This window comes from Streptomyces globosus (assembly GCF_003325375.1).
Classification (GTDB): Bacteria; Actinomycetota; Actinomycetes; order Streptomycetales; family Streptomycetaceae; genus Streptomyces; species Streptomyces globosus_A.
On record NZ_CP030862.1, the window covers coordinates 696,029 to 718,579 of the forward strand.

Sequence of the window (22,551 nt, forward strand, 5' to 3'; positions counted from 1 at the left end):
GTCCGGCGGTGTCAGGACGGGTTGAGGCCCTTGCCGCGCAGCCATGCCAGGGGGTCGACGGCGGCGCCGCCGCCGGGCCGGACCTCGAAGTGCAGGTGCGGGCCGGTGGAGTTGCCGGAGTTGCCGGAGTAGGCGATGACGTCGCCCGCCTTCACCTTGCCGGACCGGATCTTGGTGCTGCTGAGGTGGCAGTACCAGGTCTCGGTGCCGTCGGGGGCGGTCACTATCGCCATGTTGCCGTAGGCGCTGTTCCACTGGGTGCGCACGGTGCCGTCGGTGGCGGCCATGACCGGGGTGCCGTAGCCCACGGGGAAGTCGATGCCGGTGTGCACCGACATCCACATGCCGCCGGCCTGGCCGAAGGAGGCGCTGAGGCCGCGCTGCGCGACCGGGATGGCGAACTTGGGGCGGGCCGCCTCCTTCGCGGCCTCCTCCTCCGCCTTCCGCTTGCGCTCCTCGTCCTGGCGCTGGCGCAGGTCGATGCGCTCCTGCGTGCGGCTCGCGCGGTCCGCGAAGTCCCCGGCGTCGGCGCTGAGCGCCTCAAGCTGGGTGTCGAGCTTGCTGTTGGCCGCGACCGGCTTGACCGACGCCGGGTCGGGCGCGGCCATCGTGGTGGTGTCCTCGGCGGGCTTCTCACTGCCGGTCAGGCCGCCGACGGAGGCCGCGGCGACACCGGCGACGCCCACCACGCATGCGGAGGGGACCGCCACCGTGAGCAGGGCGGAACGCTTCGCCGGGGTGCGGCGGCGGCCGCCCCCGCCGGCCGTGTGCCCGGACTTGGCGCCGGCGCGGCGCGAGGCCCGCGGGCCGGAGGCGGGGCCGGCGGGCGCCGGGGTGACGGGCATGGCCTGCGTCGGCATGTCGTGCACGGGGGAGGGCGCGTCGTACGCGTCGTCGGCGCCGGCTTCGGGGGCGGGTGCGGCGTCGGGCTCGAAGCCGGGCGCGAGGGCATCCTCCGCGACCGCCTCGAACACGGCGGTGCCGGTGTACGCGTCGTCCGCGTAGCCGGTGTCCTGCTGCTGCGCTTCGGCCTCGTACGCGAAGGAGAACGTCTGGGTCTGCTGCTGGTCCTGGGGGACGGTGTTCCAGGCGGTGGCGTCGTAGGCGCCGGTGTCCGTGCCGGCGGTGCCGTAGCCGGGTGCCGCCCACTGGCCGGTCTGGTCGTAGCCGAACGCGGCGGCCGTGGACTGGTAGTCGGTGCCGGGAGCGGTCCAGGCGCCGGTGTCCCACTGGCCGGTGGCGGCTTCCTCGTGTGCTCCCTGGGCCGGGATCGTCGGCAGGTAGCCGTCCTGGGCGTAGTCCGTCTGGGGGGCGGCCGTCCAGGCGGTGGCGTCGTACGCGCCGGTGGTGCCGGTGTCGTAGGTGCCGTACGCCGTGTAGTCGTACCCCTGGCCCTGCGTTTCGTAGGAAACGTAGGGGGAGTCACCGGCGAAAGTGGTGGTCGAAAGGCCGTCGTACCCGGGATCGGGGTACAGGCCCGACGAGGGGCGGTCGTTCACCAACTTCTCTTTCGCCTCGGCAGTGGGGGCCTGGGTGGCCAGGGACGGGGGAATCCCTGGGGAGAGCAGTGGCGTGACTGTACCCGGCGGTCACTGGCCACGACAATCTTCGGAGGGGTTCCGGCTGAGCGGAACCGGGCATTCGGCCGTCTTTCGGCCGGTCCCATGCCCAGCCTTGGCCTTGAGTTCGAAATTTGTTCGACTTTGGAGGGGGTGTGCGCTCAGGCGGCCGGCGCCGCCTCGCCGCGTGTCTCCGCGGCCGCCGGACCCGGCCCGTCGAGGACCCGCCGCACCGCCGCCACGACGGCCGGATGCACGGCCAGCGCCAGGTGCCCGACCCCCCTGACCTCGACGTTCTCCGCCGCCAGGTCGGGGTGTTCGATGCGCGCGGTGCCCGCCGGCACCATCAGCTCGTCCCAGCCGCTCCAGAACGCCACGCACCGGGTGCGGCAGCCGGGGGCGGGGGCGCGCAGCTCGGCGATCAGCGCGGAATCCGGGCGGATCTGCCGGACGAGGGGGTGGGCGTCCATGAACGGCGCGACGCGCGTACCGGAATGCGGCGAGCCCAGCGTGACGAGGGTGCGGACGCGCGCGTCGCCGCCGAGCCGCTGGACGTAGTACCGGCCGACGAGCCCGCCCAGGCTGTGCCCGACGAGGTCCACCCGCTCCCGGCCCGTCCGCTCGCACAGCTCCTCGACCCGCCGGGCGACGCGCCCGGCCGCCGCGCGCACGTCGCGCGTCAGGGGCGAGTAGTTGTACGCCTCCACCCGTCGGCCGCCGTCCGCGGCGAGGCGGCGGCGCAGCAGGACGAACACGGACCGGTTGTCGGTGAAGCCGTGCAGCAGCAGCACCGGCGGGTGCACGCCGCCCGGTCCGGGCGCGGCGGGCTTCTCCTGGCGGATCCCGGTCGGGTAGTGCACCACGTGGGCGCCGAACAGGACGGCCTCCAGGACCCCGGCTCGGGCGGATGCGGAAAAGGGCGCGGACAGCCACGGCGACAGCCCCATCGACGGCCTCCCCTAAGACCTTTGGGACTGCTGCCGACCGCGCCGCCGTGCCGTGCGGCTGTCGGTACGGTGGCGCGGTGCCTGGCGGTGCGGCTCCCCCGGCGGTGAATCAACGCCGTCCCACGTGTGATTTCCCCCTCCCGCTTGACCGTGAAACGGCGGCGTGCGCGATGCTGTGCTTAACGTTCGTTCACTCGGGAGGCAGTGCGATGGGTGTGACCGGTCCGATCCGTGTGGTGGTGGCCAAGCCGGGTCTCGACGGCCACGACCGCGGCGCGAAGGTGATCGCGCGCGCCCTGCGGGACGCTGGCATGGAGGTCATCTACACGGGCCTGCACCAGACGCCCGAGCAGATCGTGGACACCGCCATCCAGGAGGACGCCGACGCGATCGGCCTGTCGATCCTCTCGGGCGCCCACAACACGCTGTTCGTCCGGGTGCTGGAGCTGCTGCGGGAGCGCGAGGCCGAGGACATCAAGGTGTTCGGCGGCGGCATCATCCCCGACGACGACATCGCCCCGCTCAAGGAGAAGGGCGTGGCCGCGATCTTCACCCCGGGCGCGACGACGACGTCGATCGTGGACTGGGTGCGCGAGAACATCCACCGCTGACCGCGCCGCCCCGGGCGGCCCGCACTCCCGGGGAGTGCCGGCCGCCAGGCGGTGCGTCCCACGGCCCGTCACACGGCGGGCTCCGGGGCGAGTTCGGCGAGCATCGCCGCGCGCAGCCGCAGGGTGGCCGTCAGCCGCTGGAAGGCCTCGGCCCAGTACGCGCCCGCACCCGCGGTCCCACCGGGGTCCGCCGCCGGCTGCGCGGCCGCGGTCAGCGCCTCCAGCCGGTCGGCCTCGGCGGGGTCGAGGCAGCGCTCGGCCAGCCCCATCACCCCGCTGAAGCTCCACGGGTAGCCGCCCGCCTCCCGCGCCGCGTCGAGCGCGTCGACCACGGCCCGGCCGAGCGGCCCGGCCCACGGCACGGTGCACGCCCCGAGCAGCTGGAACGCCTCGGACAGCCCGTGCGCACCGACGAACCGGGCCACCCAGCCGGCCCGTTCCCCCTCGGGCAGGACCGACAGCAGCCGGGCCCGCTCGGCGAGCGAGGCCGTGCCCGGCGCGGTCGCGGTCGGGGCCGCCGGAGAGCCGAGCAGCGCCGCCGCCCACTCCGGGTCCCGCTGCCGCACCGCCGCCCGGCACCACGCCGCGTGCAGCTCCTCGGCCCAGCCCTCTCCCCCGGGCATCGGCAGGGCCACGACCGCGGCGGCGTCCAGCCCCCCGAAGCGGTCCCGCCAGCAGGACAGCGGCGCCGCCTCCACCAGCTGGCCCAGCCACCAGGAGCGCTCGCCGCGCCCGGCGGGCGGCCGTTCGGCGACCCCGTCGCGCAGCATGCCCGCGTCGCACCCGGCCGGCGGGGCCACGCCGTCCGGCCCGACGCAGGCGAGCGCCCGCCGGGCCATCCGCCCGGCCAGCGCGGACTGCGGCAGCGCCGACAGCAGCTCGGCGGCGGTCGCCCGCACGTTCCGGCTCCGGTCGTCCAGGGCGGCTTCCAGGAACGGCTCGTCCCCGGCGGACAGCCCGACCCGCAGCGAGTCGAGGAACATCAGCCGGTCCTCGGCGCGCTCGGCGGCCCAGGTGGATGCCAGCAGCCGCACCGCAGCCGCCGGATCGCGGGCCCGTACCGCGCCCAGCAGGCCCGCCCGCTCCGCGAACAGCCCCTCCTGCCACAGCTGCCGCACCGCTGCGGCGTCCTCCGGGTCGGGCAGCCCCCCGCCCGCCCCGGCGCGCAGCGCGAACCGCCAGTCGGGGTTGAGCCCCGCCAGCCACATCCCGCGCGGTCCGGCCAGGGCCAGGGCCTGCGGGCGCAGGTCGCTGCGGGCCCGGGCCGCGTCGAGCAGCGCCGGCAGCAGCGCAGCGGGCGCCCGGTAGCCGTGCCGGCCGGCGGCCGCCAGCCACTGCGGCAGCAGTTCCGCCAGGTCCGGCGCGGCCCCCCGCCGCCCGGACCCGGCGCCCGCCCCGGCGCGGCCGGCCAGCAGCTGGGCGAGCCGCCGGCGGGCGGGCTCCGGCGGCTCCGGCCGCGGGTCCGCCGGTGCGGGCCGCGGCCGGGGCGCCGCCTCGGCGGGCCGAAGCCCGGCGCGGCGGCGCAGCGTGTGCACGGCCGCGGCGTCGAGCAGCTCCCGCGGACTGCCGCGGCGGCGCCCGGTGCCGAGCAGCGCCGCCCCGACCAGCTCCCCCCAGTCCCCCCGGTCCCCACAGCCCTCCCCGTGTCGCTCCTCCCCGGCCGCGGCGGTCATCGTGCCCCCTCCCTCTCGGTGTTCTCCGTGCTCCGGTCCCGCCCCCTCCGCGGGACCGGAGCGGCCTGTCGTCGTCGTGTCCGGCCTTTCAGCTGGCGTGGTTGTCGTTCATGACCGAGCCCCCCGGCTTGTCGTCCTTGCACACGGGCGCCCCCGCGCCCGTGCTCCCTCCCCTTGGTGCGGCCCCGGACCGGCCCCCTCAGCCGGTCAGGGCGACCGGCTCCGGGCAGCCCTGCTCCCAGGCCGTGAGCGGTGTGAAGCCGCGGTGGCCGCACTCGCCGAAGACCGTGACCGGCGCGCCGCCCGACAGGGCGGCCAGCTGCCACAGCCCGGCCGGCGGCCGGCCCCCGCCGGAGGCGACCGGCAGGGCGCCGCCGCCTTCGGCGTCGGCCAGCTGCCAGCCCCGATCGCCCGGTACCGGGACCACGGGGCCCAGCACGACCGGCCAGGACTCCAGCCACGGGTCCTCCCGCAGCGCCGCCCCGTACGCGTCGAGTGCCGCCCCGGTGCCGACCCCCTCCGGGGCCTGCCCGCACGGCGCCCCCGCGCCGTGCCCCTCCACGAGGTCCGCGCGCAGTCCCGCCGTTCCGGGGCGGAAGCGGGCCTCCGCCTCCACCACCCGTCCGACCGGCAGCGCGAGCCGCGGCGGCCGCCCCGGCGGACCGAAGTCCAGTACCAGGGCCGGGCGTCCGCTCCCCGTCCCGCGCAGCCATGTCCGGCGGGTGGTGAGCCGGCCGTCCGGCGACACCGAGTCGTACTGGGCCAGCACCAGCCAGCGGTCCCGTACGGCCTCCCCCTCCGCGCCGGTGTCCGGGAGCCCCACCCTGCTCCGTACCGTCGCGGCGAGCGGCTGCGGCAGGCCTGCCAGACCGAGCCATCCCCGGTTCAGCAGGTGCAGCAGCGCGCCCTCCTCCAGCATCCGGGCGGGCCAGCCGGGCCCGCAACCGGGTATCGCCCCCAACTCCCTCACCCGGGCGGCCAGTCCGGGCGCCTGGGCGTCGACCATGCGCGCCGCGGCCTCCTCCCAGAACGCGGCTCCCGCCTGCTCCTGGCCGGCCAGCCCCTCGCGGACCAGGTCGGCCAGGCGCTGCTCCAACTCGGCGACGCCGGCGCAGATCCGGGCCGCCCTCCGCTCGGCCCGGCGCCGCGCCGCCTCCGGGTCTGCGGGTGCGGCCCGCGCCCCCGCCGCCCGACCGGAAGCGGAACCTCCGGTCAGGGTCTGCGGACCTGCCTCCCCCCGTCCCGGTTCGGGCGCCTCCGGCGGGGCGCCGCGAGCGCGGCACGGCCCTTGCTCCACGGTGTGGCGGACCTGTTGGTCAGTCATGGGAACCACCGTAGGGACCGGCACTGACAATCGGCCTGACCTGCAACAACCGTGCGCGGGCGGCTCGTTGTCAGTGGCGTGGTGCACCGTGGGGGCAGCAGTCGGGAACGGCTGCGGAGCATCGGAGGGGGACGATGGACACGCAGGGGAACGGCACCGGCGCCCAGGCGCTGCGACCGCACGCCGAGGACGCCTTCGCACACGAACTGAAAGCCCTGTCCGCCGCCGACGACCGGCCCCGCCCGCCCCGCTGGAAGCTCTCCCCGTGGGCCGTCGCCACCTACCTCCTCGGCGGCACCCTCGCCGACGGCACGGCCGTCACTCCGAAGTACGTCGGCCCGCGCCGCATCGTCGAAGTCGCCGTCAGCACCCTCGCCACCGACCGCGCGCTGCTCCTGCTCGGCGTCCCCGGCACCGCCAAGACCTGGGTGTCCGAGCACCTCGCGGCCGCCGTCAGCGGGGACTCCACCCTGCTCGTCCAGGGCACCGCCGGGACGCCCGAGGAGGCCGTCCGCTACGGCTGGGACTACGCCCGACTCCTCGCCCGCGGCCCCGGCCGCGAAGCCCTCGTCCCCAGCCCGGTCATGCGGGCGATGGCCGAGGGGGCGACCGTCCGCGTCGAGGAGCTGACCCGCATCCCGGCCGACGTCCAGGACGCGCTCATCACCATCCTGTCCGAGAAGACCCTGCCCATACCGGAGCTGGGCCAGGAGGTGCAGGCCGTCCGCGGCTTCAACCTCATCGCCACCGCCAACGACCGCGACCGCGGGGTCAACGACCTCTCCAGCGCGCTGCGCCGCCGCTTCAACACCGTCGTGCTGCCGCTGCCCGCCACCGCCGACGCCGAGGTCGACATCGTCGCCCGGCGCGTCGACCAGCTGGGCCGCACCCTCGACCTGCCGCCGGCGCCCGACGCGCTGGCGGAGATACGCCGCGTCGTCACCGTCTTCCGCGAGCTGCGCGAGGGTGTCACCGGCGACGGCCGCACCAGGGTGAAGACCCCGAGCGGCACCCTGTCCACCGCCGAGGCCATCTCCGTCGTCACCCACGGCCTGGCGCTCGCCGCGCACTTCGGCGACGGCGTGCTGCGCCCGTCCGACGTGGCCGCCGGGATTCTCGGCGCGGTCGTCCGGGACCCGGCCGCCGACCGGGTCGTCTGGCAGGAGTACCTGGAGGCCGTGGTCCGCGAGCGGGACGGCTGGCAGGACTTCTACCGGGCCTGCCGGGAGGTGGCGCCATGAGCCCGGCGGCACCGCCCGCCCGCGGCGGGCCGCTGCTGCTGGGCGTCCGCCACCACGGCCCCGGGTCGGCGCGCGCGGTCCGGGCCGCCCTGGAGGCCGCCCGGCCGGCGGCCGTCCTGGTCGAGGGCCCTCCCGAGGGCGACGCGCTGCTGCCGCTCGCCGCCGACCCGGGGATGCGGCCGCCCGTGGCGCTGCTCTCGCACGCCGCGGACGACCCCGGCCGGGCCGTGTTCTGGCCGCTGGCCGCGTTCTCCCCGGAGTGGGCCGCCATCCGCTGGGCGCAGGAGCAGCAGCCGCCCGTCCCCGTACGGTTCATCGACCTGCCCGCCGCCCACACCCTCGCCGCCTCGGAGGCCGGGGAGCCGGCGGGCGGCACCGCGCGGCCCGACCCGCTGGGCGCGCTCGCCGCGGCCGCCGGGTACGAGGACGCCGAGCGCTGGTGGGAGGACACCGTCGAGCACCGGGGAGGGCCGGGCGAGGCCACCGCCGACCCCCTGGCCGTGTTCGAGGCGCTCGGCGACGCCATGGAGGCCGTGCGCGGGGCCGGCCCGGAGGACGCCTCGGGCACGATCGGCGGCCGCCCCCGCGACCTGGTCCGCGAGGCCCACATGCGGCAGCGGATCCGGGCCGCCCGCCGCGAGTTCGGCGACGGCTGCGCGGTCGTGTGCGGCGCCTGGCACGTCCCGGCGCTGCGCGCCGCGACCACGGCCGCCGCCGACCGGCGGCTGCTGGCCGGCCTGCCCAGGACCAGGGTGGAGACGGCCTGGGTGCCCTGGACGCACCGGCGGCTCGCCCGCGCGGGCGGCTACGGCGCCGGAGTCGCCGCGCCCGGCTGGTACGCCCACCTGGCCGCCGCCCCCGACCGGCCGGTCGAGCGGTGGATGGCCCGGGCGGCCGCGCTGCTCCGGCAGGAGGACCTGCCGGTCTCCCCGGCGCACGTGATCGAGGCGGTCCGGCTCGCCGACACCCTCGCCGCGGTGCGCGGCCGGCCCGCGCCCGGCCTCGCCGAGACGCTGGACGCCGTCCGGGCGGTGATGTGCGACGGCTCCGAGGTGCCGCTCGCGCTCGTCGAGGACCGCCTGGTCGTCGGGGACGTCCTCGGCCGGGTCCCCGACGGCGCGCCCGCGGTGCCGCTGCAGCGGGACCTCGTCCGGCAGCAGCGCTCGCTGCGGCTGAAGGCCGAGCCGCAGGAGCGGGAGCTGGAGCTCGACCTGCGGGGCCCGACGGACGCGGCGCGGTCGCTGCTGCTGCACCGGCTGCGGCTGCTCGGCATCGGCTGGGGCCGGCTGGCGGCCTCGCGGCCCGGCACCGGCACGTTCCGCGAGACGTGGCGGCTGCGCTGGGATCCGGAGCTGGCGGTGCGGGTGGCCGAGGCCGGGATCTGGGGCACCACCGTCCTCGCCGCGGCCGGCGCCAAGGCCGCGGCGGACGCGGCGGCCGCCCGGGAACTCGCCGAGGTGACCGCGCTGGCGGAGCGGTGCCTGCTGGCCGGCCTGTCCGAGGCGCTGCCCCGGGTGCTGCGGGCCCTCGCCGACCTGGCGGCCCTCGACACCGACGCGGCCCGGCTGGCGCAGGCCCTGCCCGCGCTGGCCCGGGCCCTGCGGTACGGGGACGTCCGGGGCACCGCCGCCCCGGCCCTCCGCGCGGTGGCGCGCGGACTGGCCGAGCGGATCTGCGTGGCCCTGCCGCCCGCCTGCGCCGCCGGCCTCGACACCGAGGCGGCGGCCGGGATGCGCGGGCACGTGGAGGCCGTCCACCGGGCGGTCGGCCTGCTGGACGACGAGGAGCTCCAGGGGCGCTGGGCGGCGGTCCTCGCCGCGCTCGGCGCCCGGGACGGCGTGCCCGGGGCGATACGGGGGCGGGCGGTGCGGCTGCTGCTCGACGAGGGGCGGCTGCCCGCGCCGGAGGCGGCGCGGCTGATGGGGCTGGCGCTGTCGCCGGCGGCCGCCCCCGCGGACGCGGCCGGCTGGATCGACGGCTTCGCCGGAGCCGGCGCCGGCGGCGGCACGCTGCTCGTCCACGACGACCGGCTGTTCGGCCTCGTCGACTCCTGGCTCGCCGCGGTGCCGGCGGACGCGTTCACCGACGTACTGCCGCTGCTGCGCAGGACGTTCGGCGCGTACGAGCCGGGCGTGCGGCGGACGCTCGGCGAACTGGCCCGGCGCGGCCCCGGCGCCCGGCGCGCGGCGGCCGGCGCCGGAGCCCCCGAGGGCTTCGCCGCGGAGCCGGACGCGGCCCGCGCCGCCGCCGCCGCAGACCTGGCCCGGCTGCTGCTGGAGGCCGCCGACCGGAGGACGGCCGGGGGACGGTGCTGATGAAGGGGAGGAGTGGCGCCGCGGGCGGCGGCCGGGGGGACGGTGCGGGTGAGCAGGACGGGACGGCGGGGCGCCGGCCGGGGGACGACGGGGGGACGGTGCGGATGAACCGGACGGACGGCGGTGCGGCGGCGGACGCGGAGCGGGTGCGGCGGTGGCGGCTCGTGCTCGGCGGGACCGGCGCCGACGGCACGGGCTGCGTACTGGCCGGCCGGGACCGGGCCGTGGACGACGCGCTCGGCGCGCTCTACGACAGCCCCGCCGGCAGCGCCGGAAGCGGCGGCTCCCGCCGGGCGGCGGGGGAGCGGTCCGCCGGGCTCGGCGGCTCCGCGCCGGCCGTGGCCCGCTGGCTGGGCGACATCCGCCGGTACTTCCCCGCCCCCGTCGTGCAGGTGATGCAGCGCGACGCCATCGAGCGGCTCGGACTGTCCGCGCTGCTGCTGGAGCCGGAGATGCTGGAGGCCCTCGAACCGGACGTGCACCTGGTCGGCACCCTGCTGTCGCTGGGCGCGGCGATGCCGGAGACGACCCGGGAGACGGCGCGGGCCGTCGTCCGCGGCGTCGTCCGGCAGCTGGAGGAGCGGCTCGCCTCCCGCACCCGGGCCGCCGTCACCGGCGCCCTCGACCGCTCGGCCCGCACCGCCCGCCCGCGCCGCGCCGACATCGACTGGGGCCGGACCGTCCGGGCGAACCTGCGGAACTACCTGCCCGAGCAGCGCACCGTGGTCCCCGAGCGGCTCGTCGGGTACGGCCGGGCGGCGCGCTCCGTCCGGAAGGAGGTCGTCCTCTGCATCGACCAGTCCGGCTCCATGGCCCCCTCGGTCGTCTACGCCTCCGTCTTCGGCGCCGTCCTGGCCTCCATGCGGTCGCTCTCCACCCGCGTCGTCGCCTTCGACACCTCCGTCGCCGACCTGACGGACCTGGTCGACGACCCGGTGGACGTCCTCTTCGCCGCGCAGCTCGGCGGCGGCACCGACATCAACCGGGCCCTGGCCTACTGCCAGTCCCGGATCACCCGGCCCGCCGACACCGTCGTCGTCCTGATCAGCGACCTCCACGAGGGCGGCATCCGGGGCGAGATGGCCAAGCGGGTCGCGGCGATGCGGGCGGCCGGGACCGCGTTCGTCGCGCTGCTCGCCCTGTCCGACGAGGGCGCCCCCGCCCACGACCGGGAGCAGGCGGCGGCCCTCGCCGCGCTCGGCGTGCCCGCGTTCGCCTGCACGCCCGACCTGTTCCCCGAGGTGATGGCCGCGGCGATCGAGGGGAGGCCGCTGCCCGTGCCCTGACCGGGAGCCCGTATCCGCCGTACGGGAAATGGTCAGATCGCACGAATTCGCAGCTCACCGGTCGGCCGATCTGTGAGGGGAATCACCGCGCCGGTGTGATCTGCGATTTAGGGCGGCAGGTGTCCCGGGGATAACCTGCGAGACGGACATGCCGCGTCCACGGTCACCGTGTGCGCCTCCCTTGTGACAGAGCCGTCACGTTGCCCTCCGCGGCACGCCCACGCAGACAACCGCGAATCACTGCGAATCTTTGAAGACAAGGGACGGACGCGCGTGGACCTGTTCGAGTACCAGGCGAGGGACCTCTTCGCCAAGCACGGTGTACCGGTGCTGGCCGGTGAAGTCATCGACACGCCTGAGGCGGCTCGCGAGGCCACCGAGCGGCTGGGCGGCAAGTCGGTCGTCAAGGCGCAGGTGAAGGTCGGCGGCCGCGGCAAGGCCGGCGGCGTCAAGCTCGCCGCCACCCCGGACGAGGCCGTCGCCCGCGCGACGGACATCCTGGGCATGGACATCAAGGGCCACACGGTCCACAAGGTGATGATCGCGGAGACCGCTCCCGAGATCCTCGAGGAGTACTACGTCTCCTACCTGCTCGACCGCACCAACCGCACCTTCCTGGCCATGGCCTCGGTCGCGGGCGGCATGGACATCGAGGAGGTCGCCGCGACGACCCCCGAGAAGCTCGCCAAGGTCCCGGTGAACGCCAACGAGGGCGTCTCCATCGAGAAGGCCCGCGAGATCGTCGCCCTGGCGCAGTTCCCGGCCGAGGTCGCCGAGAAGGTCGCCGAGGTCCTGGTCACCCTGTGGAAGACCTTCGTCGCCGAGGACGCGCTCCTCGTCGAGGTCAACCCGCTCGCCAAGGTCGCGTCCGGCGAGGTCATCGCCCTCGACGGCAAGGTCTCCCTCGACGAGAACGCGGAGTTCCGCCAGCCGTCCCACGAGGAGCTCGTCGACAAGGCCGCCGCCAACCCGCTGGAGGCCGCGGCCAAGGAGAAGGGCCTCAACTACGTCAAGCTCGACGGCGAGGTCGGCATCATCGGCAACGGCGCGGGCCTCGTCATGAGCACCCTCGACGTCGTCGCGTACGCCGGTGAAAACCACGGCGGCGTCAAGCCCGCCAACTTCCTGGACATCGGCGGCGGCGCCTCCGCCGCGGTCATGGCCAACGGTCTCGAGATCATCCTCGGCGACCCGGACGTCAAGTCCGTCTTCGTCAACGTCTTCGGCGGCATCACCGCCTGCGACGAGGTCGCCAACGGCATCGTCCAGGCCCTCCAGCTGCTCAAGGACAAGGGCGAAGAGGTCACCAAGCCGCTCGTCGTCCGCCTCGACGGCAACAACGCCGAGCTCGGTCGCAAGATCCTCTCGGACGCCAACCACCCGCTGGTCCAGCGCGTGGACACCATGGACGGCGCGGCCGACAAGGCCGCCGAGCTCGCTGCGGCTGCGAAGTAAAGGGACGAGGTCACAGACTCACCATGGCTATCTTCCTCAACAAGGACAGCAAGGTCATCGTCCAGGGCATGACCGGTGCCACGGGCATGAAGCACACCAAGCTGATGCTCGCCGACGGCACGAACATCGTCGGCGGTGTGAACCCGCGCAAGGCCGGCACCACCGTCGACTTCGACGGCACCGAGGTCCCGGTCTTCGGCTCGGTCGCCGAGGCGATGGAGAAGACGGGCGCGAACGTCTCCGTCCTCTTCGTCCCGCCGGCCTTCGCCAAGGCCGCCGTCGTCGAGGCGATCGACGCCGAGATCCCGCTGGCCGTCGTCATCACCGAGGGCATCGCGGTGCACGACTCCGCCGCCTTCTGGGCATACGCGAGCGCCAAGGGCAACAAGACCCGCATCATCGGCCCGAACTGCCCGGGTCTGATCACCCCCGGCCAGTCCAACGCCGGCATCATCCCGGGCGACATCACCAAGCCCGGCAAGATCGGTCTCGTGTCGAAGTCCGGCACGCTGACCTACCAGATGATGTACGAGCTGCGCGACATCGGCTTCACCTCCTGCGTCGGCATCGGCGGCGACCCGGTCATCGGCACCACGCACATCGACGCCCTGGAGGCCTTCGAGGCCGACCCGGAGACCGAGCTGATCGTCATGATCGGCGAGATCGGCGGCGACGCCGAGGAGCGCGCGGCCGACTTCATCAAGGCGAACGTGACCAAGCCGGTCGTCGGCTACGTCGCGGGCTTCACCGCCCCCGAGGGCAAGACCATGGGCCACGCCGGCGCCATCGTCTCCGGCTCCTCCGGCACCGCGCAGGCCAAGAAGGAGGCCCTCGAGGCCGCCGGCGTCAAGGTCGGCAAGACGCCGACCGAGACCGCCAAGCTGGCGCGCGAGATCCTCAGCAAGGCCTAGCAGCCGCCTCGCGGTGCCGCCCGGCGGCGCCGCGGACACCGTACGGGCGCGGCCCGCACCCCCGACCGGGGTGCGGGCCGCGCCCGTACGTGCACCCGCCGGGCGGGTGGGCCGCTCACTCGGGGCGCGGCTCCAGGCGGTCGGGCCGGGCGGCCGGGTCGGCCCGCAGCTTCTCCCGGAGCTGCCGGCTCTGCTCGGTGAGCCGCTGGGGGCCGCTGAGCGGCGGCACCCCGGAGACGCTGGTGCCGGGGTGGACCGGGGGCTCGTACCGGGTGGGGGCGGTCGCCAGGGTGTAGGCCGTGGCCGCGGTGAGCAGCGCGGTCACCCCGGCGACGGTGCGGGACCAGCGCCGGGCGCGGTACTCGGCGGCCCCGCGGACGACCGCGGCCGGGCGCGGCACGAGCCGTACGGGCGGCCGCAGCGCGCCGAGCCGCTCGTGCAGCAGGGCCGCCCGCTCCTGCGGCGGTGCCGCGGCCACCGCGGGGATGCGGCCCGCGAGGTCGTCGTGGGCGTGCAGCAGGCGGTGGCCGGCGGTCGGCGTGGTGGCCTCCGTCTCGGCGGCGGTGTCGGGGAGGTCGAGGCCGACGGCGTGGTAGAGCAGGACGGTGCGGCGGTGGACCGGCGGCAGCGCCAGCACGGCGTCCATCAGGACCCGGTCGGCCGGGTCGACGGATCCGGCGGGGGGCTCGGGGTGCCGGTGGGCGCGGCGGAAGCGGTGCCAGGGGGAGAGGGCGTACTCGTGCGCGGCGGCGCGCACCCAGCCGACCGGGTCGGGGTCGGTGGCCACCTCGGGCCAGCGCGCCCAGGCCTGCTGGAACGCCCGCTCCACCGCCTCCAGGGCCAGTCCGCGGTTCCCGGTGAGCAGGTAGGCCTGCCGGGCCAGGGCGGTGGCGGAACGCCGGTACAGGGCGTCGAACGCGGCCCGCGGCCCGTCGACCGGCCCCGGGTCCGCCGCCTCGGGCACCTCGTCGGCGGGGTCGGCCGCCCGGGTGTCCTCCCCGCCCGGGGCCGGGCGGGGACCGGCCGGCCCGTCCGCGCCCGAGCGGCTCCCGTCCCCCGCGGCACCCGCCGAGGGGGCACCGGCCGGGGCGTACGGGTCCGGGCCGGGCGGGGCGGTGTACGGACCGGGCTCCGGGGCGGGGCCGGCCGGGGCGGTGTGCGGACCGGGCTCCGGGGCGGGGCCGGCCGGGGCGGCGTACGGGCCGGGCTCCGGGGCGGGGCCGGGCGGGGCGGCGTACGGGCTCTGCGCCGGCGCGGCCGGCTCCGCGGGCGCCTCGGAGCAGGGGGGGACGGGCGGGGGACCCGTCCGGCCGGGGCGGTGTGCCGGTGCGGGCCGGGCGGCGGGGCGGCGCGGGGCGCGGGCGGGGGGTCCGACCGCGGAGTCCCCTGGTGCGGCGGGGCCGGCAACCGGCCCGCCGTCGGGCGGCCGTGACGGTCCGTCCGCGGAGGGGCGCCGTACGGGCCCGGCGCCGGATCCGCCGGATCCGTGTGCCAACAGGCGCACGTACGCGGCCCGCTTGTGCCCGTGCGGGTGCGCGCGGCCCGCCTCCCAGGAGCGGACGGCGGCCGCGGTGACCCCCAGCCGCTCCGCGACCTGTTCGCACGTCAGGTCCGCCGCCTCGCGGAGCCGGCGGCGGTCCTCGGGCGTGGGAAGCCCGGCGGGCTCCCCGGTGCTCTCCGTCATGCCTCACTCCCCGCGCCCTGCCGACCGCGGCAAACCTGCACGAAAAAGTACATAAACGTATATTGAGCGACACAACGGACATTCGCCTATTAACCACTCATAGCGCGTGTCGAGGGCACCATGGCGGAGTGACGCAATTGACCGACCGCGACGCGCCGTTGCCGACCGCGCCGCGCCACGCCGCCCCCCGGCGCAACCGTTCGCCCGAGGCCGCCGCCTGCGTGTTCGGCGGGGCCGTCGCCGCCGGCCTGGGCCTCGGCTTCCTCGCCGTCCTCGTGATCGTCCTGTGGATCAGCTCCCCCTACCCCGACAGCGGGCCGGGCGGGGCCCTGCACCTCGCCGCCGGCCTGTGGCTGCTCGCCCACGGCACCGAACTCGTCCGCTACGACACCCTCTCCGGCGTGCCCGCACCCGTCGGGGTGACGCCGCTGCTCCTGATCGCCCTGCCCGCCCTCCTCATGCGCCGCGCCGCACGCCTCGGCAGCGCCTCCGGCGACGGCAGCGACGGGGACGAGGTGCTGCCCGCGAGCGTCGTCTTCTCCGCCGTGCTCTGCGGCTACCTGGGCGTGGGCTGCCTCGCCACCGTGTACGCGGCCGGCGGCCCCATGCCCGCCGACCCCCTCAGCGCCGCCTGGCACGTCCCCCTCGTGGCGGTGCTCGCCGCGGCCGCCGGGGTGTGGGCGGCGAAGGGCCGCCCGCTCGGCCCGCTCCCGCGCTGGGTTCCCGAGGCGCTGCGCCGGGCGGTCGTACGGCCCCGGTACGCCGTCGCGGTCCGGGCCGGGACGGCCGGGGCGCTCTCCCTGGCCGGCGGCGGGGCGCTGCTCGTCGGCCTCTCGCTGGCCTGGCACGGCAAGGAGGTGGAAGAAGCCTTCCTCGCGCTGACCGGCGTGTGGTCGGGCCGCTTCGCGGTCCTGCTGCTCGCGCTCGCGCTGCTGCCGAACGCGATGGTGTGGGGCGCGGCGTACGCCCTTGGGCCCGGCTTCGCCCTCGGCGGCGGTGCCTCCGCCACCCCGCTCGGCTTCGAGGGGGCGCCCGCCCTGCCCAGGTTCCCGCTGCTGGCGGCGCTCCCGCCGGAGGGGCCCGGGACGGCGCTGACCTGCGCGACGGCGGTCCTCCCGGTGGTCGCCGGGCTGGTGGTGGGGTGGTTCGCGGTGCGCAGGGCGCGGGAGGTGCGGCGCGCGGAGACCGCGCTGACGGCGGCTCTGGGGGCGCTGGTGTGCGGGCTGTTGATGGCGGGGCTCGCGGCGGTCTCGGGCGGGCCGCTCGGCTCGGGGCGGCTGGCGGAGTTCGGGCCGGTGTGGTGGGCGACCGGCGCGGCGGCCTTCGCGTGGACGCTGGTGCCGGCCGTTCCCCTGGCCGTGGCGGTGCACTCGTGGCGGACGCGGCCGGTGCGGAAGGCCGCCGAGGCGGAGGAGGAGGCCCTCGCCGCCGGAGACGAGTGGCACACCGGCGGGGGGCGGGAGGTCCGCTGGGAGGCGCTGCGCCGCACGGCGGGCACGCTGGTCCCGGACCTCGGCCCGGAACCGACGGCGCAGCCCGCGGAGCCGTCCGCCCCGTCGGCGGACACCCCGTCCGGGGGCCGCTCCCGCCGCCTCACGGTGGTCAGGGGCCTCGGCATCGGCCTGCCCGCCGTCCCGGCCCGCCCGGCCCCGGAGGGCGCAGCCCGGGAAGACCGTGCTCCGACCGCCGCGGCGGCGGCGTCCGCACCGGCCGCAGGCCTCCCGCCCGGGCCTTTCCCGCAGCCCCCCGCCGGGGCCCCGGCCCCGGCCCCGGCCCCGGCCCCGGACCCGGCGGGCGCCGGGGCCGCATCGGCGCCGGGCGCCGTCCCCGTCCCGGCGGCGCGCCCGCTCGCCCCGCCCGTCGCGGGGGCCCGCGTCCTGGCCAGGCGCCGCCCGGCCGGCTGACGCCGGCTGCGGCCGCTCCCGTACCGCGGGGGCGGCCGCAGCGCCGGCCTGCCGGCTACTGGCGGACCTTCAGGACCTTGCCCAGCGCGTTGTCCGGCAGGAGGTCGTTGCACTTGAGCTCCGCCGCCTTCGTCAGGGCGTCGTCGCGGCAGACGTAGAAGTCCTTGTAGGCGATCTGCACGCCGTACGAGCCCAGGGCCAGGACGATCGCCAGCGACGCCGTGACGATGCCGCCGACCGCGGCCGCCCGCTGCGGGCCGGCCGCCGGGCCGAGTGCGGCGAGGCCGCCCCCGGTGCTCGCGCCGCCGGCCGGGCGGGCGCCCGCCCCGGAGGCGTCCGCGGCGGCCCCGGGCGCCGCCGCCGGCTTGCCCCGCAGGCCGCTGACGCCCCAGTACACGGCGAGCGCGCCGAGCAGCAGACCCACCGACGGGATCCCGAAGATCCCGAAGAAGAACCCCCACATGCCGGCGAGCAGCGCATAGCGGGCCCGCCGCTGCACGGGGTCGGTCGGGTCCCAGCGGGCCGGCCCGGACGGCCCGCCCGGTCCCGTCGGCCCGCCGGGGGAGGGGTCCTGGCCGGGGCGGCCGCCGCCACCGCCGGGGCGCGGCCGCCACGGCTGGTCGGGCCGGCCCTCCGGGGGAGCCGCGAAGGGGTTGTCGTCGGTGGAGGAGTCGGGCTGGCGGCGGTCCGGCATCGAGTGCGTTACTTCCCCTGTGTCGTGGACGCCGGGCGCGCCCGGTGCGGGGCGCCGGCGTCGGAATGCGTCGCGGGCGGCGTGCGTCGAAGTGCTGCGCGGCCCCCTCTCACCACGCCGTTCGCGGCCTGTATGCCAGACGCTACCCGTCGGCCGTCCCCCCGTCCCCCGTGGGCCGTCCGGTGTGCCGGTATCGTTGCAGGCGGTCGGCGGCTTCGTAGGGTCCCCCGTATCCCGGGGTGTCGAAGTTTCGTACGACCGCACAAGACGAACGCCGCGCCCCCGGGTCGCCCCGGGCGGCACCCACGCGAGAAAGGGCCTGTCATGGCCGCCTCCCGCCTGGTCGTCCTGGTCTCCGGATCCGGCACCAACCTCCAGGCCCTGCTCGACGCCATCGATTCCCACCCCGGCGGCGCCGAGGGCTTCGGTGCCGAAGTCGTCGCCGTGGGGGCCGACCGCACCGGCATCGCCGGCCTGGAGCGGGCCGAGAAGGCGGGCATCCCGACCTTCGTCTGCCCGGTCGGGGACTACGCGAGCCGGGAGGAGTGGGATGCCGCCCTCACCGAGGCCACTGCGGCCCACGCTCCCGACCTCGTCGTCTCCGCCGGGTTCATGAAGATCGTGGGCAAGGCGTTCCTCGGCCGTTTCGGCGGCCGCTTCGTCAACACCCACCCCGCCCTGCTGCCCGCGTTCCCCGGCACCCACGGCGTACGGGACGCGCTCGCGTACGGGGCGAAGGTCACCGGCTGCACCGTCCACTTCGTGGACGCCGGCGTGGACACCGGACCGATCATCGCCCAGGGTGTCGTCGAGGTCAGGGACGGGGACGACGAAGCCGCTCTGCACGAGCGCATCAAGGAAGTCGAGCGCCGGCTGCTCGTCGACGTCGTGGGGCGCCTGGCCCGGCACGGCTACCGCATCGAGGGACGAAAGGTAACGATCCAGTGACCGCCGCAGAGAGCACCACGACGTCGCAGCGACCGATCCGGCGCGCGCTCGTCAGCGTCTACGACAAGACGGGACTGGAGGAGCTGGCCCGCGGCCTGCACGAGGCGGGCGTCGCGCTCGTCTCGACCGGCTCGACCGCCTCCCGCATCGCCGCCGCCGGCGTCCCCGTCACCAAGGTGGAGGAGCTGACCGGCTTCCCCGAGTGCCTGGACGGGCGCGTCAAGACCCTGCACCCGCGCGTGCACGCCGGCATCCTCGCCGACCTGCGCCTGGAGGACCACCGCAGCCAGCTCGCCGAGCTGGGCGTCGAGCCGTTCGACCTGGTCGTCGTGAACCTCTACCCGTTCCGGGAGACCGTCGCCTCCGGCGCCACCCCCGACGAGTGCGTCGAGCAGATCGACATCGGCGGCCCGTCCATGGTCCGCGCGGCCGCGAAGAACCACCCCTCGGTCGCCGTCGTCACCAGCCCCGGGCGGTACGGCGACGTCCTCGCCGCGGTCCGCGGCGGCGGCTTCGACCTGGCCGCCCGCAAGCGCCTGGCCGCCGAGGCCTTCCAGCACACGGCCGCCTACGACGTCGCCGTCGCCTCCTGGTTCACGAACGCGTACGCCCCCGAGCCGGAGGCCGTGCTGCCCGAGTTCCTGGCCGGCGCCTGGGACCGCAAGGCCGTCCTGCGCTACGGCGAGAACCCGCACCAGGCCGCCGCCCTGTACACCGACGGGCAGCCGGGCGGGCTCGCCAACGCCGAGCAGCTGCACGGCAAGGAGATGTCCTTCAACAACTACGTGGACACCGAGGCCGCCCGCCGCGCCGCCTACGACCACGAAGAGCCGTGCGTCGCGATCATCAAGCACGCCAACCCGTGCGGCATCGCGATCGGCGCCGACATCGCCGAGGCGCACCGCAAGGCGCACGCCTGCGACCCGCTGTCGGCCTTCGGCGGCGTCATCGCCGTCAACCGCCCGGTGACCGTCGCGCTCGCCGAGCAGATCGCGGAGATCTTCACCGAGGTCGTCGCCGCCCCCGCCTACGAGGACGGAGCGGTCGAGGTCCTGGCGAAGAAGAAGAACATCCGCGTGCTGCGCGTCGAGGGCAGCCCGCACCAGCCGGGCGACCTCAAGCCGATCTCGGGCGGCGCGGTCCTCCAGCAGAGCGACGTCTTCCAGGCCGAGGGCGACGACCCGGCGAACTGGACCCTGGCCACCGGCGAGGCCCTCGCCCCCGCCGAGCTCGCCGAGCTCGCGTTCGCGTGGAAGGCCTGCCGGGCCGTGAAGTCCAACGCGATCCTGCTCGCCAAGGACGGCGCCTCGGTCGGCGTCGGCATGGGCCAGGTCAACCGCGTCGACTCCGCCCGCCTCGCCGTCGAGCGGGCCGGCGCCGAGCGCGCGCAGGGCTCGTACGCCGCGTCCGACGCGTTCTTCCCCTTCCCGGACGGGCTGGAGATCCTGACCGCCGCAGGCGTCAAGGCCGTCGTGCAGCCGGGCGGCTCCGTCCGCGACGAGCAGGTCGTCGAGGCCGCGAAGGCCGCCGGGGTGACCATGTACTTCACCGGCACCCGGCACTTCTTCCACTGAGCAGCTCCGCACACGGCGAAGGCCGCGCCCCGCACCGACGGCGGGACGCGGCCTTCGCCGTCCGCGGGGGCGGCGCCCCCGCCGGGCCTCAGTACTGCGGACGGCCGAAGTAGGCGCTGGCAGCCGCGTTGGCGAGGCCGACGATGATCCAGATCCCCAGCGCCAGCGAGATCACCGAGAGGACCATCGAGAGGGCGATGGCGGGGGCTCCGTCGGAGCTGCCGAGGGCGACCACGTTGCTCAGCACGCTGAACCCGGCGAAGAGCGTCTGCACCGCACCGAAGGCGATGCCGGAGCCGCGGACGCCGCCGCGGCCCTTGGCCATCTTGGCAGCGGTCAGGATCGGCCACAGCGCGACGGCGATGATGATGATCCCGACGACGGCCAAGAAGCCGCCCGCGACCGCGCCCGCGTCACTCGCCGTGGAGCTGGAGGAATCGGCGAACAGCGAGGCGAAGAACGCCCCGCCCAGCAGCATCAGCACGCCCATCAGGGCCTGCAGGATGCCGAGGATGTAGAGGATGACGCGGGCCGCCTTCACCCCGCCCGGCATGGGAACCTGTCCGCCGGGAGCCGGGAAGCCGCCGGCCGGGTACGCGGGGTACGCCTGCTGTCCCTGCTGCGGGTAGCCGTAGCCGCCCTGCTGTCCCTGCTGCGGGTAGCCGTAGCCGGGCTGGCCCTGCGGCTGCTGCCCGTACGGGTTGTTCGGGTCTCCGAAGCTCATCTTGCGGTGTTCCTCCGTGGAAGTGCGGGGACGCACGGCACGCATCGGAGGCCGTTCCGGTCTGCGGTCCGCCCCCCGGCACTGCCCGCGGCAATCTTGTCCCGCCATCGTCGGCGGAGCGGCCCGGACTTGTCCAGCGGTCGGGGCGGCGGCCGCGCCACCTGTCGTGCACGTGCAACGAACGGTGCAGGGCCGTGACATGCGCCCGGCCCGGCCCGGCCCGCGCCCGCAGCCGCGCGGGCCGCGCCGGACGGCACGACTGGAACCCGGGGCCCCGGATCCGGGAGGATGGACGCATGACCGCCCAGATTCTCGACGGCAAGGCCACCGCAGCCGCGATCAAGTCCGAGCTGACCGCCCGTGTGGAGAGGCTCAAGGCCCAAGGCATCACCCCCGGGCTCGGCACCCTGCTGGTCGGGGACGACCCGGGCAGCCGCTGGTACGTCAACGGAAAGCACAAGGACTGCGCCGAGGTCGGCATCGAGTCGATCCGCCGCGAACTGCCCGCCACGGCGACGCAGGAGGAGATCGAGGCGGTCGTCCGGGAGCTGAACGAGGACCCGGCCTGCACCGGCTACATCGTCCAACTGCCGCTGCCCAAGGGCATCGACACCAACCGCGTGCTGACGCTGATGGACCCGGACAAGGACGCCGACGGCCTCCACCCGGCCTCGCTCGGCCGCCTCGTCCTGAACGAGCCCGGCCCGCTGCCCTGCACCCCGAACGGCATCGTGGAGCTGCTGCGCCGCCACGGCGTGGAGATCAACGGCGCGCACGTGGTCGTCGTCGGCCGCGGCATCACCGTCGGCCGCTCCATCGGACTGCTCCTGACCCGCAGGTCGGAGAACGCCACGGTGACGCTCTGCCACACCGGCACCCGCGACCTGGCGTCGCTGCTGCGGCAGGCCGACATCGTCGTGGCCGCCGCGGGCGTCGCGCACCTGGTCAAGCCGGAGGACGTCAAGCCCGGCGCGGCCGTCCTCGACGTCGGCGTCTCCCGCGACGAGGACGGCAGGATCGTCGGCGACGTGCACCCCGGCGTCGCCGAGGTCGCCGGCTGGATCTCCCCGAACCCGGGCGGCGTCGGCCCGATGACCCGCGCGGAGCTCCTCGTCAACGTCGTCGAGGCAGCGGAACGGCAGGCCGCCAGTGCAGGCTGAGCAGGGGGCCGGGCAGGGCGCCGGGCAGGGCGCCGCCGCGGCGGCGGCGAAGTCGCGCCGCTTCCCGTCCCTCACCCGGGACACGGCCCGCCCCGAGGGCGCCGGCCGGGCCGGGCCCGGGACCGCGCTGACCTCCCGCCAGTGGCCGATGCTCAGCGTCCTCGCCGCGACCGCGATCGGCCTGCTGTGCACCGCGCTGGGGGCCGTGCGCGCGGGCTGCCTCGTGATGGGGGTGGCCCTGCTCGCGGCCGCCGTGCTGCGGCGCGCCCTGCCCGACGTCGGCATGCTCGCCGTCCGCTCCCGGTTCACCGACATGATCACGTACGGAATGCTGGGCGCGGCGATCACGCTGCTGGCGCTGGTCGTCGGGCCCGACCCGCTGCTGGAGATCCCGTTCCTGGAGGACGCGGTCCGCTTCACCGTCCGCTGACGGCCGCCTGCCGATCCACCCGTCCGGGCGAGCCCGGCGGGTGGAATCCGCGGCGGCAGCGGCCCGCCGGCCTTCGAACCCGCCCGGTCCGTGTGCCGCGGACCACACGGA

The 22,551-nt window shown here is 76.4% G+C and carries 18 protein-coding genes; 11 read left to right on the forward strand and 7 right to left on the reverse strand.

Features of this window, described 5'->3' with window-relative positions:
* Positions 1-11: 11 nt before the first annotated feature.
* Together C0216_RS33805 and C0216_RS03350 are read right to left on the reverse strand one after the other, a co-directional pair.
* Positions 12-1,499: a peptidoglycan DD-metalloendopeptidase family protein gene (locus C0216_RS33805; RefSeq protein ID WP_246042298.1), complete on the reverse strand. Its 1,488-nt coding sequence runs from the start codon at positions 1,497-1,499 to the stop codon at positions 12-14.
* Between the two features lie 221 nt (positions 1,500-1,720).
* The gene (locus C0216_RS03350; protein ID WP_114053798.1) at positions 1,721-2,506 is read right to left on the reverse strand and encodes an esterase/lipase family protein; all 786 of its coding nucleotides are present in this window, start codon (positions 2,504-2,506) and stop codon (positions 1,721-1,723) included.
* A gap of 209 nt (positions 2,507-2,715) precedes the next feature.
* On the opposite strand from C0216_RS03350, the gene C0216_RS03355 reads away from it, so the two are divergent.
* Entirely contained in the window at positions 2,716-3,117 is a 402-nt protein-coding gene (locus C0216_RS03355; RefSeq protein ID WP_114053799.1) for a cobalamin B12-binding domain-containing protein, read from the forward strand.
* 68 nt (positions 3,118-3,185) lie between these two features.
* Here the strand turns inward: C0216_RS03355 and C0216_RS03360 are convergent, their stop codons facing one another.
* Together C0216_RS03360 and C0216_RS03365 are read right to left on the reverse strand one after the other, a co-directional pair.
* Positions 3,186-4,790, reverse strand: coding sequence for a DUF5691 domain-containing protein (locus C0216_RS03360; RefSeq protein WP_114053800.1), 1,605 nt, complete (start codon positions 4,788-4,790; stop codon positions 3,186-3,188).
* Positions 4,791-4,989: 199 nt separating this feature from the next.
* Positions 4,990-6,114 carry a hypothetical protein gene (locus tag C0216_RS03365; RefSeq protein ID WP_162793108.1) on the reverse strand — a complete coding sequence of 375 codons (1,125 nt, stop codon included), beginning with the start codon at positions 6,112-6,114 and terminating at the stop codon, positions 4,990-4,992.
* Between the two features lie 134 nt (positions 6,115-6,248).
* Here C0216_RS03365 and C0216_RS03370 point away from each other — a divergent pair, with 134 nt between their 5' ends.
* The 5 genes from C0216_RS03370 to sucD all read left to right on the forward strand — a co-directional run bounded on the left by C0216_RS03370 (position 6,249) and on the right by sucD (position 13,322).
* Positions 6,249-7,355: an ATP-binding protein gene (locus tag C0216_RS03370; RefSeq protein WP_114053802.1), complete on the forward strand. Its 1,107-nt coding sequence runs from the start codon at positions 6,249-6,251 to the stop codon at positions 7,353-7,355.
* Entirely contained in the window at positions 7,352-9,670 is a 2,319-nt protein-coding gene (locus tag C0216_RS03375; protein WP_114053803.1) for a DUF5682 family protein, read from the forward strand. Before C0216_RS03370 ends, C0216_RS03375 begins: the two co-directional genes overlap by 4 nt.
* Before the next feature lie 104 nt (positions 9,671-9,774).
* Entirely contained in the window at positions 9,775-10,956 is a 1,182-nt protein-coding gene (locus C0216_RS03380; protein ID WP_114053804.1) for a VWA domain-containing protein, read from the forward strand.
* Positions 10,957-11,229: 273 nt separating this feature from the next.
* Positions 11,230-12,411, forward strand: coding sequence for an ADP-forming succinate--CoA ligase subunit beta (gene sucC / locus C0216_RS03385; protein WP_114053805.1), 1,182 nt, complete (start codon positions 11,230-11,232; stop codon positions 12,409-12,411).
* Between the two features lie 23 nt (positions 12,412-12,434).
* The gene (gene sucD, locus C0216_RS03390; RefSeq protein WP_114053806.1) at positions 12,435-13,322 is read left to right on the forward strand and encodes a succinate--CoA ligase subunit alpha; all 888 of its coding nucleotides are present in this window, start codon (positions 12,435-12,437) and stop codon (positions 13,320-13,322) included.
* Positions 13,323-13,437: 115 nt separating this feature from the next.
* On the opposite strand, the gene C0216_RS03395 is transcribed toward sucD, so the two are convergent.
* A complete protein-coding gene (locus C0216_RS03395) occupies positions 13,438-15,006 on the reverse strand; it encodes a transcriptional regulator (RefSeq protein ID WP_114053807.1) in 1,569 nt (522 codons plus the stop codon).
* Between the two features lie 128 nt (positions 15,007-15,134).
* On the opposite strand from C0216_RS03395, the gene C0216_RS03400 reads away from it, so the two are divergent.
* Positions 15,135-16,910: a cell division protein PerM gene (locus tag C0216_RS03400; protein WP_162793072.1), complete on the forward strand. Its 1,776-nt coding sequence runs from the start codon at positions 15,135-15,137 to the stop codon at positions 16,908-16,910.
* 55 nt (positions 16,911-16,965) lie between these two features.
* Here the strand turns inward: C0216_RS03400 and C0216_RS03405 are convergent, their stop codons facing one another.
* Positions 16,966-17,604, reverse strand: a complete 639-nt coding sequence (locus C0216_RS03405) for a hypothetical protein (RefSeq protein WP_114053809.1) — start codon at positions 17,602-17,604, stop codon at positions 16,966-16,968.
* A gap of 324 nt (positions 17,605-17,928) precedes the next feature.
* Between C0216_RS03405 and purN the strand changes: the two genes are divergently transcribed.
* Together purN and purH are read left to right on the forward strand one after the other, a co-directional pair.
* On the forward strand, positions 17,929-18,552 hold the full coding sequence (gene purN, locus C0216_RS03410; protein WP_114053810.1) for a phosphoribosylglycinamide formyltransferase: 624 nt from the start codon (positions 17,929-17,931) through the stop codon (positions 18,550-18,552).
* Complete coding sequence (gene purH, locus C0216_RS03415; RefSeq protein WP_114053811.1) at positions 18,549-20,126, forward strand: bifunctional phosphoribosylaminoimidazolecarboxamide formyltransferase/IMP cyclohydrolase; 1,578 nt, start codon at positions 18,549-18,551, stop codon at positions 20,124-20,126. Before purN ends, purH begins: the two co-directional genes overlap by 4 nt.
* Before the next feature lie 88 nt (positions 20,127-20,214).
* Here the strand turns inward: purH and C0216_RS03420 are convergent, their stop codons facing one another.
* The gene (locus tag C0216_RS03420; protein WP_114053812.1) at positions 20,215-20,850 is read right to left on the reverse strand and encodes a hypothetical protein; all 636 of its coding nucleotides are present in this window, start codon (positions 20,848-20,850) and stop codon (positions 20,215-20,217) included.
* Positions 20,851-21,146: 296 nt separating this feature from the next.
* On the opposite strand from C0216_RS03420, the gene C0216_RS03425 reads away from it, so the two are divergent.
* Both C0216_RS03425 and C0216_RS03430 read left to right on the forward strand, forming a co-directional pair.
* Complete coding sequence (locus tag C0216_RS03425) at positions 21,147-22,010, forward strand: bifunctional methylenetetrahydrofolate dehydrogenase/methenyltetrahydrofolate cyclohydrolase (RefSeq protein ID WP_114053813.1); 864 nt, start codon at positions 21,147-21,149, stop codon at positions 22,008-22,010.
* Positions 22,000-22,440 (forward strand): DUF3017 domain-containing protein, encoded by a 441-nt coding sequence (locus C0216_RS03430; protein ID WP_114053814.1) that lies wholly within the window; start codon positions 22,000-22,002, stop codon positions 22,438-22,440. The genes C0216_RS03425 and C0216_RS03430 overlap by 11 nt, the downstream gene beginning before the upstream one ends.
* The last annotated feature ends 111 nt before the right edge of the window (positions 22,441-22,551 follow it).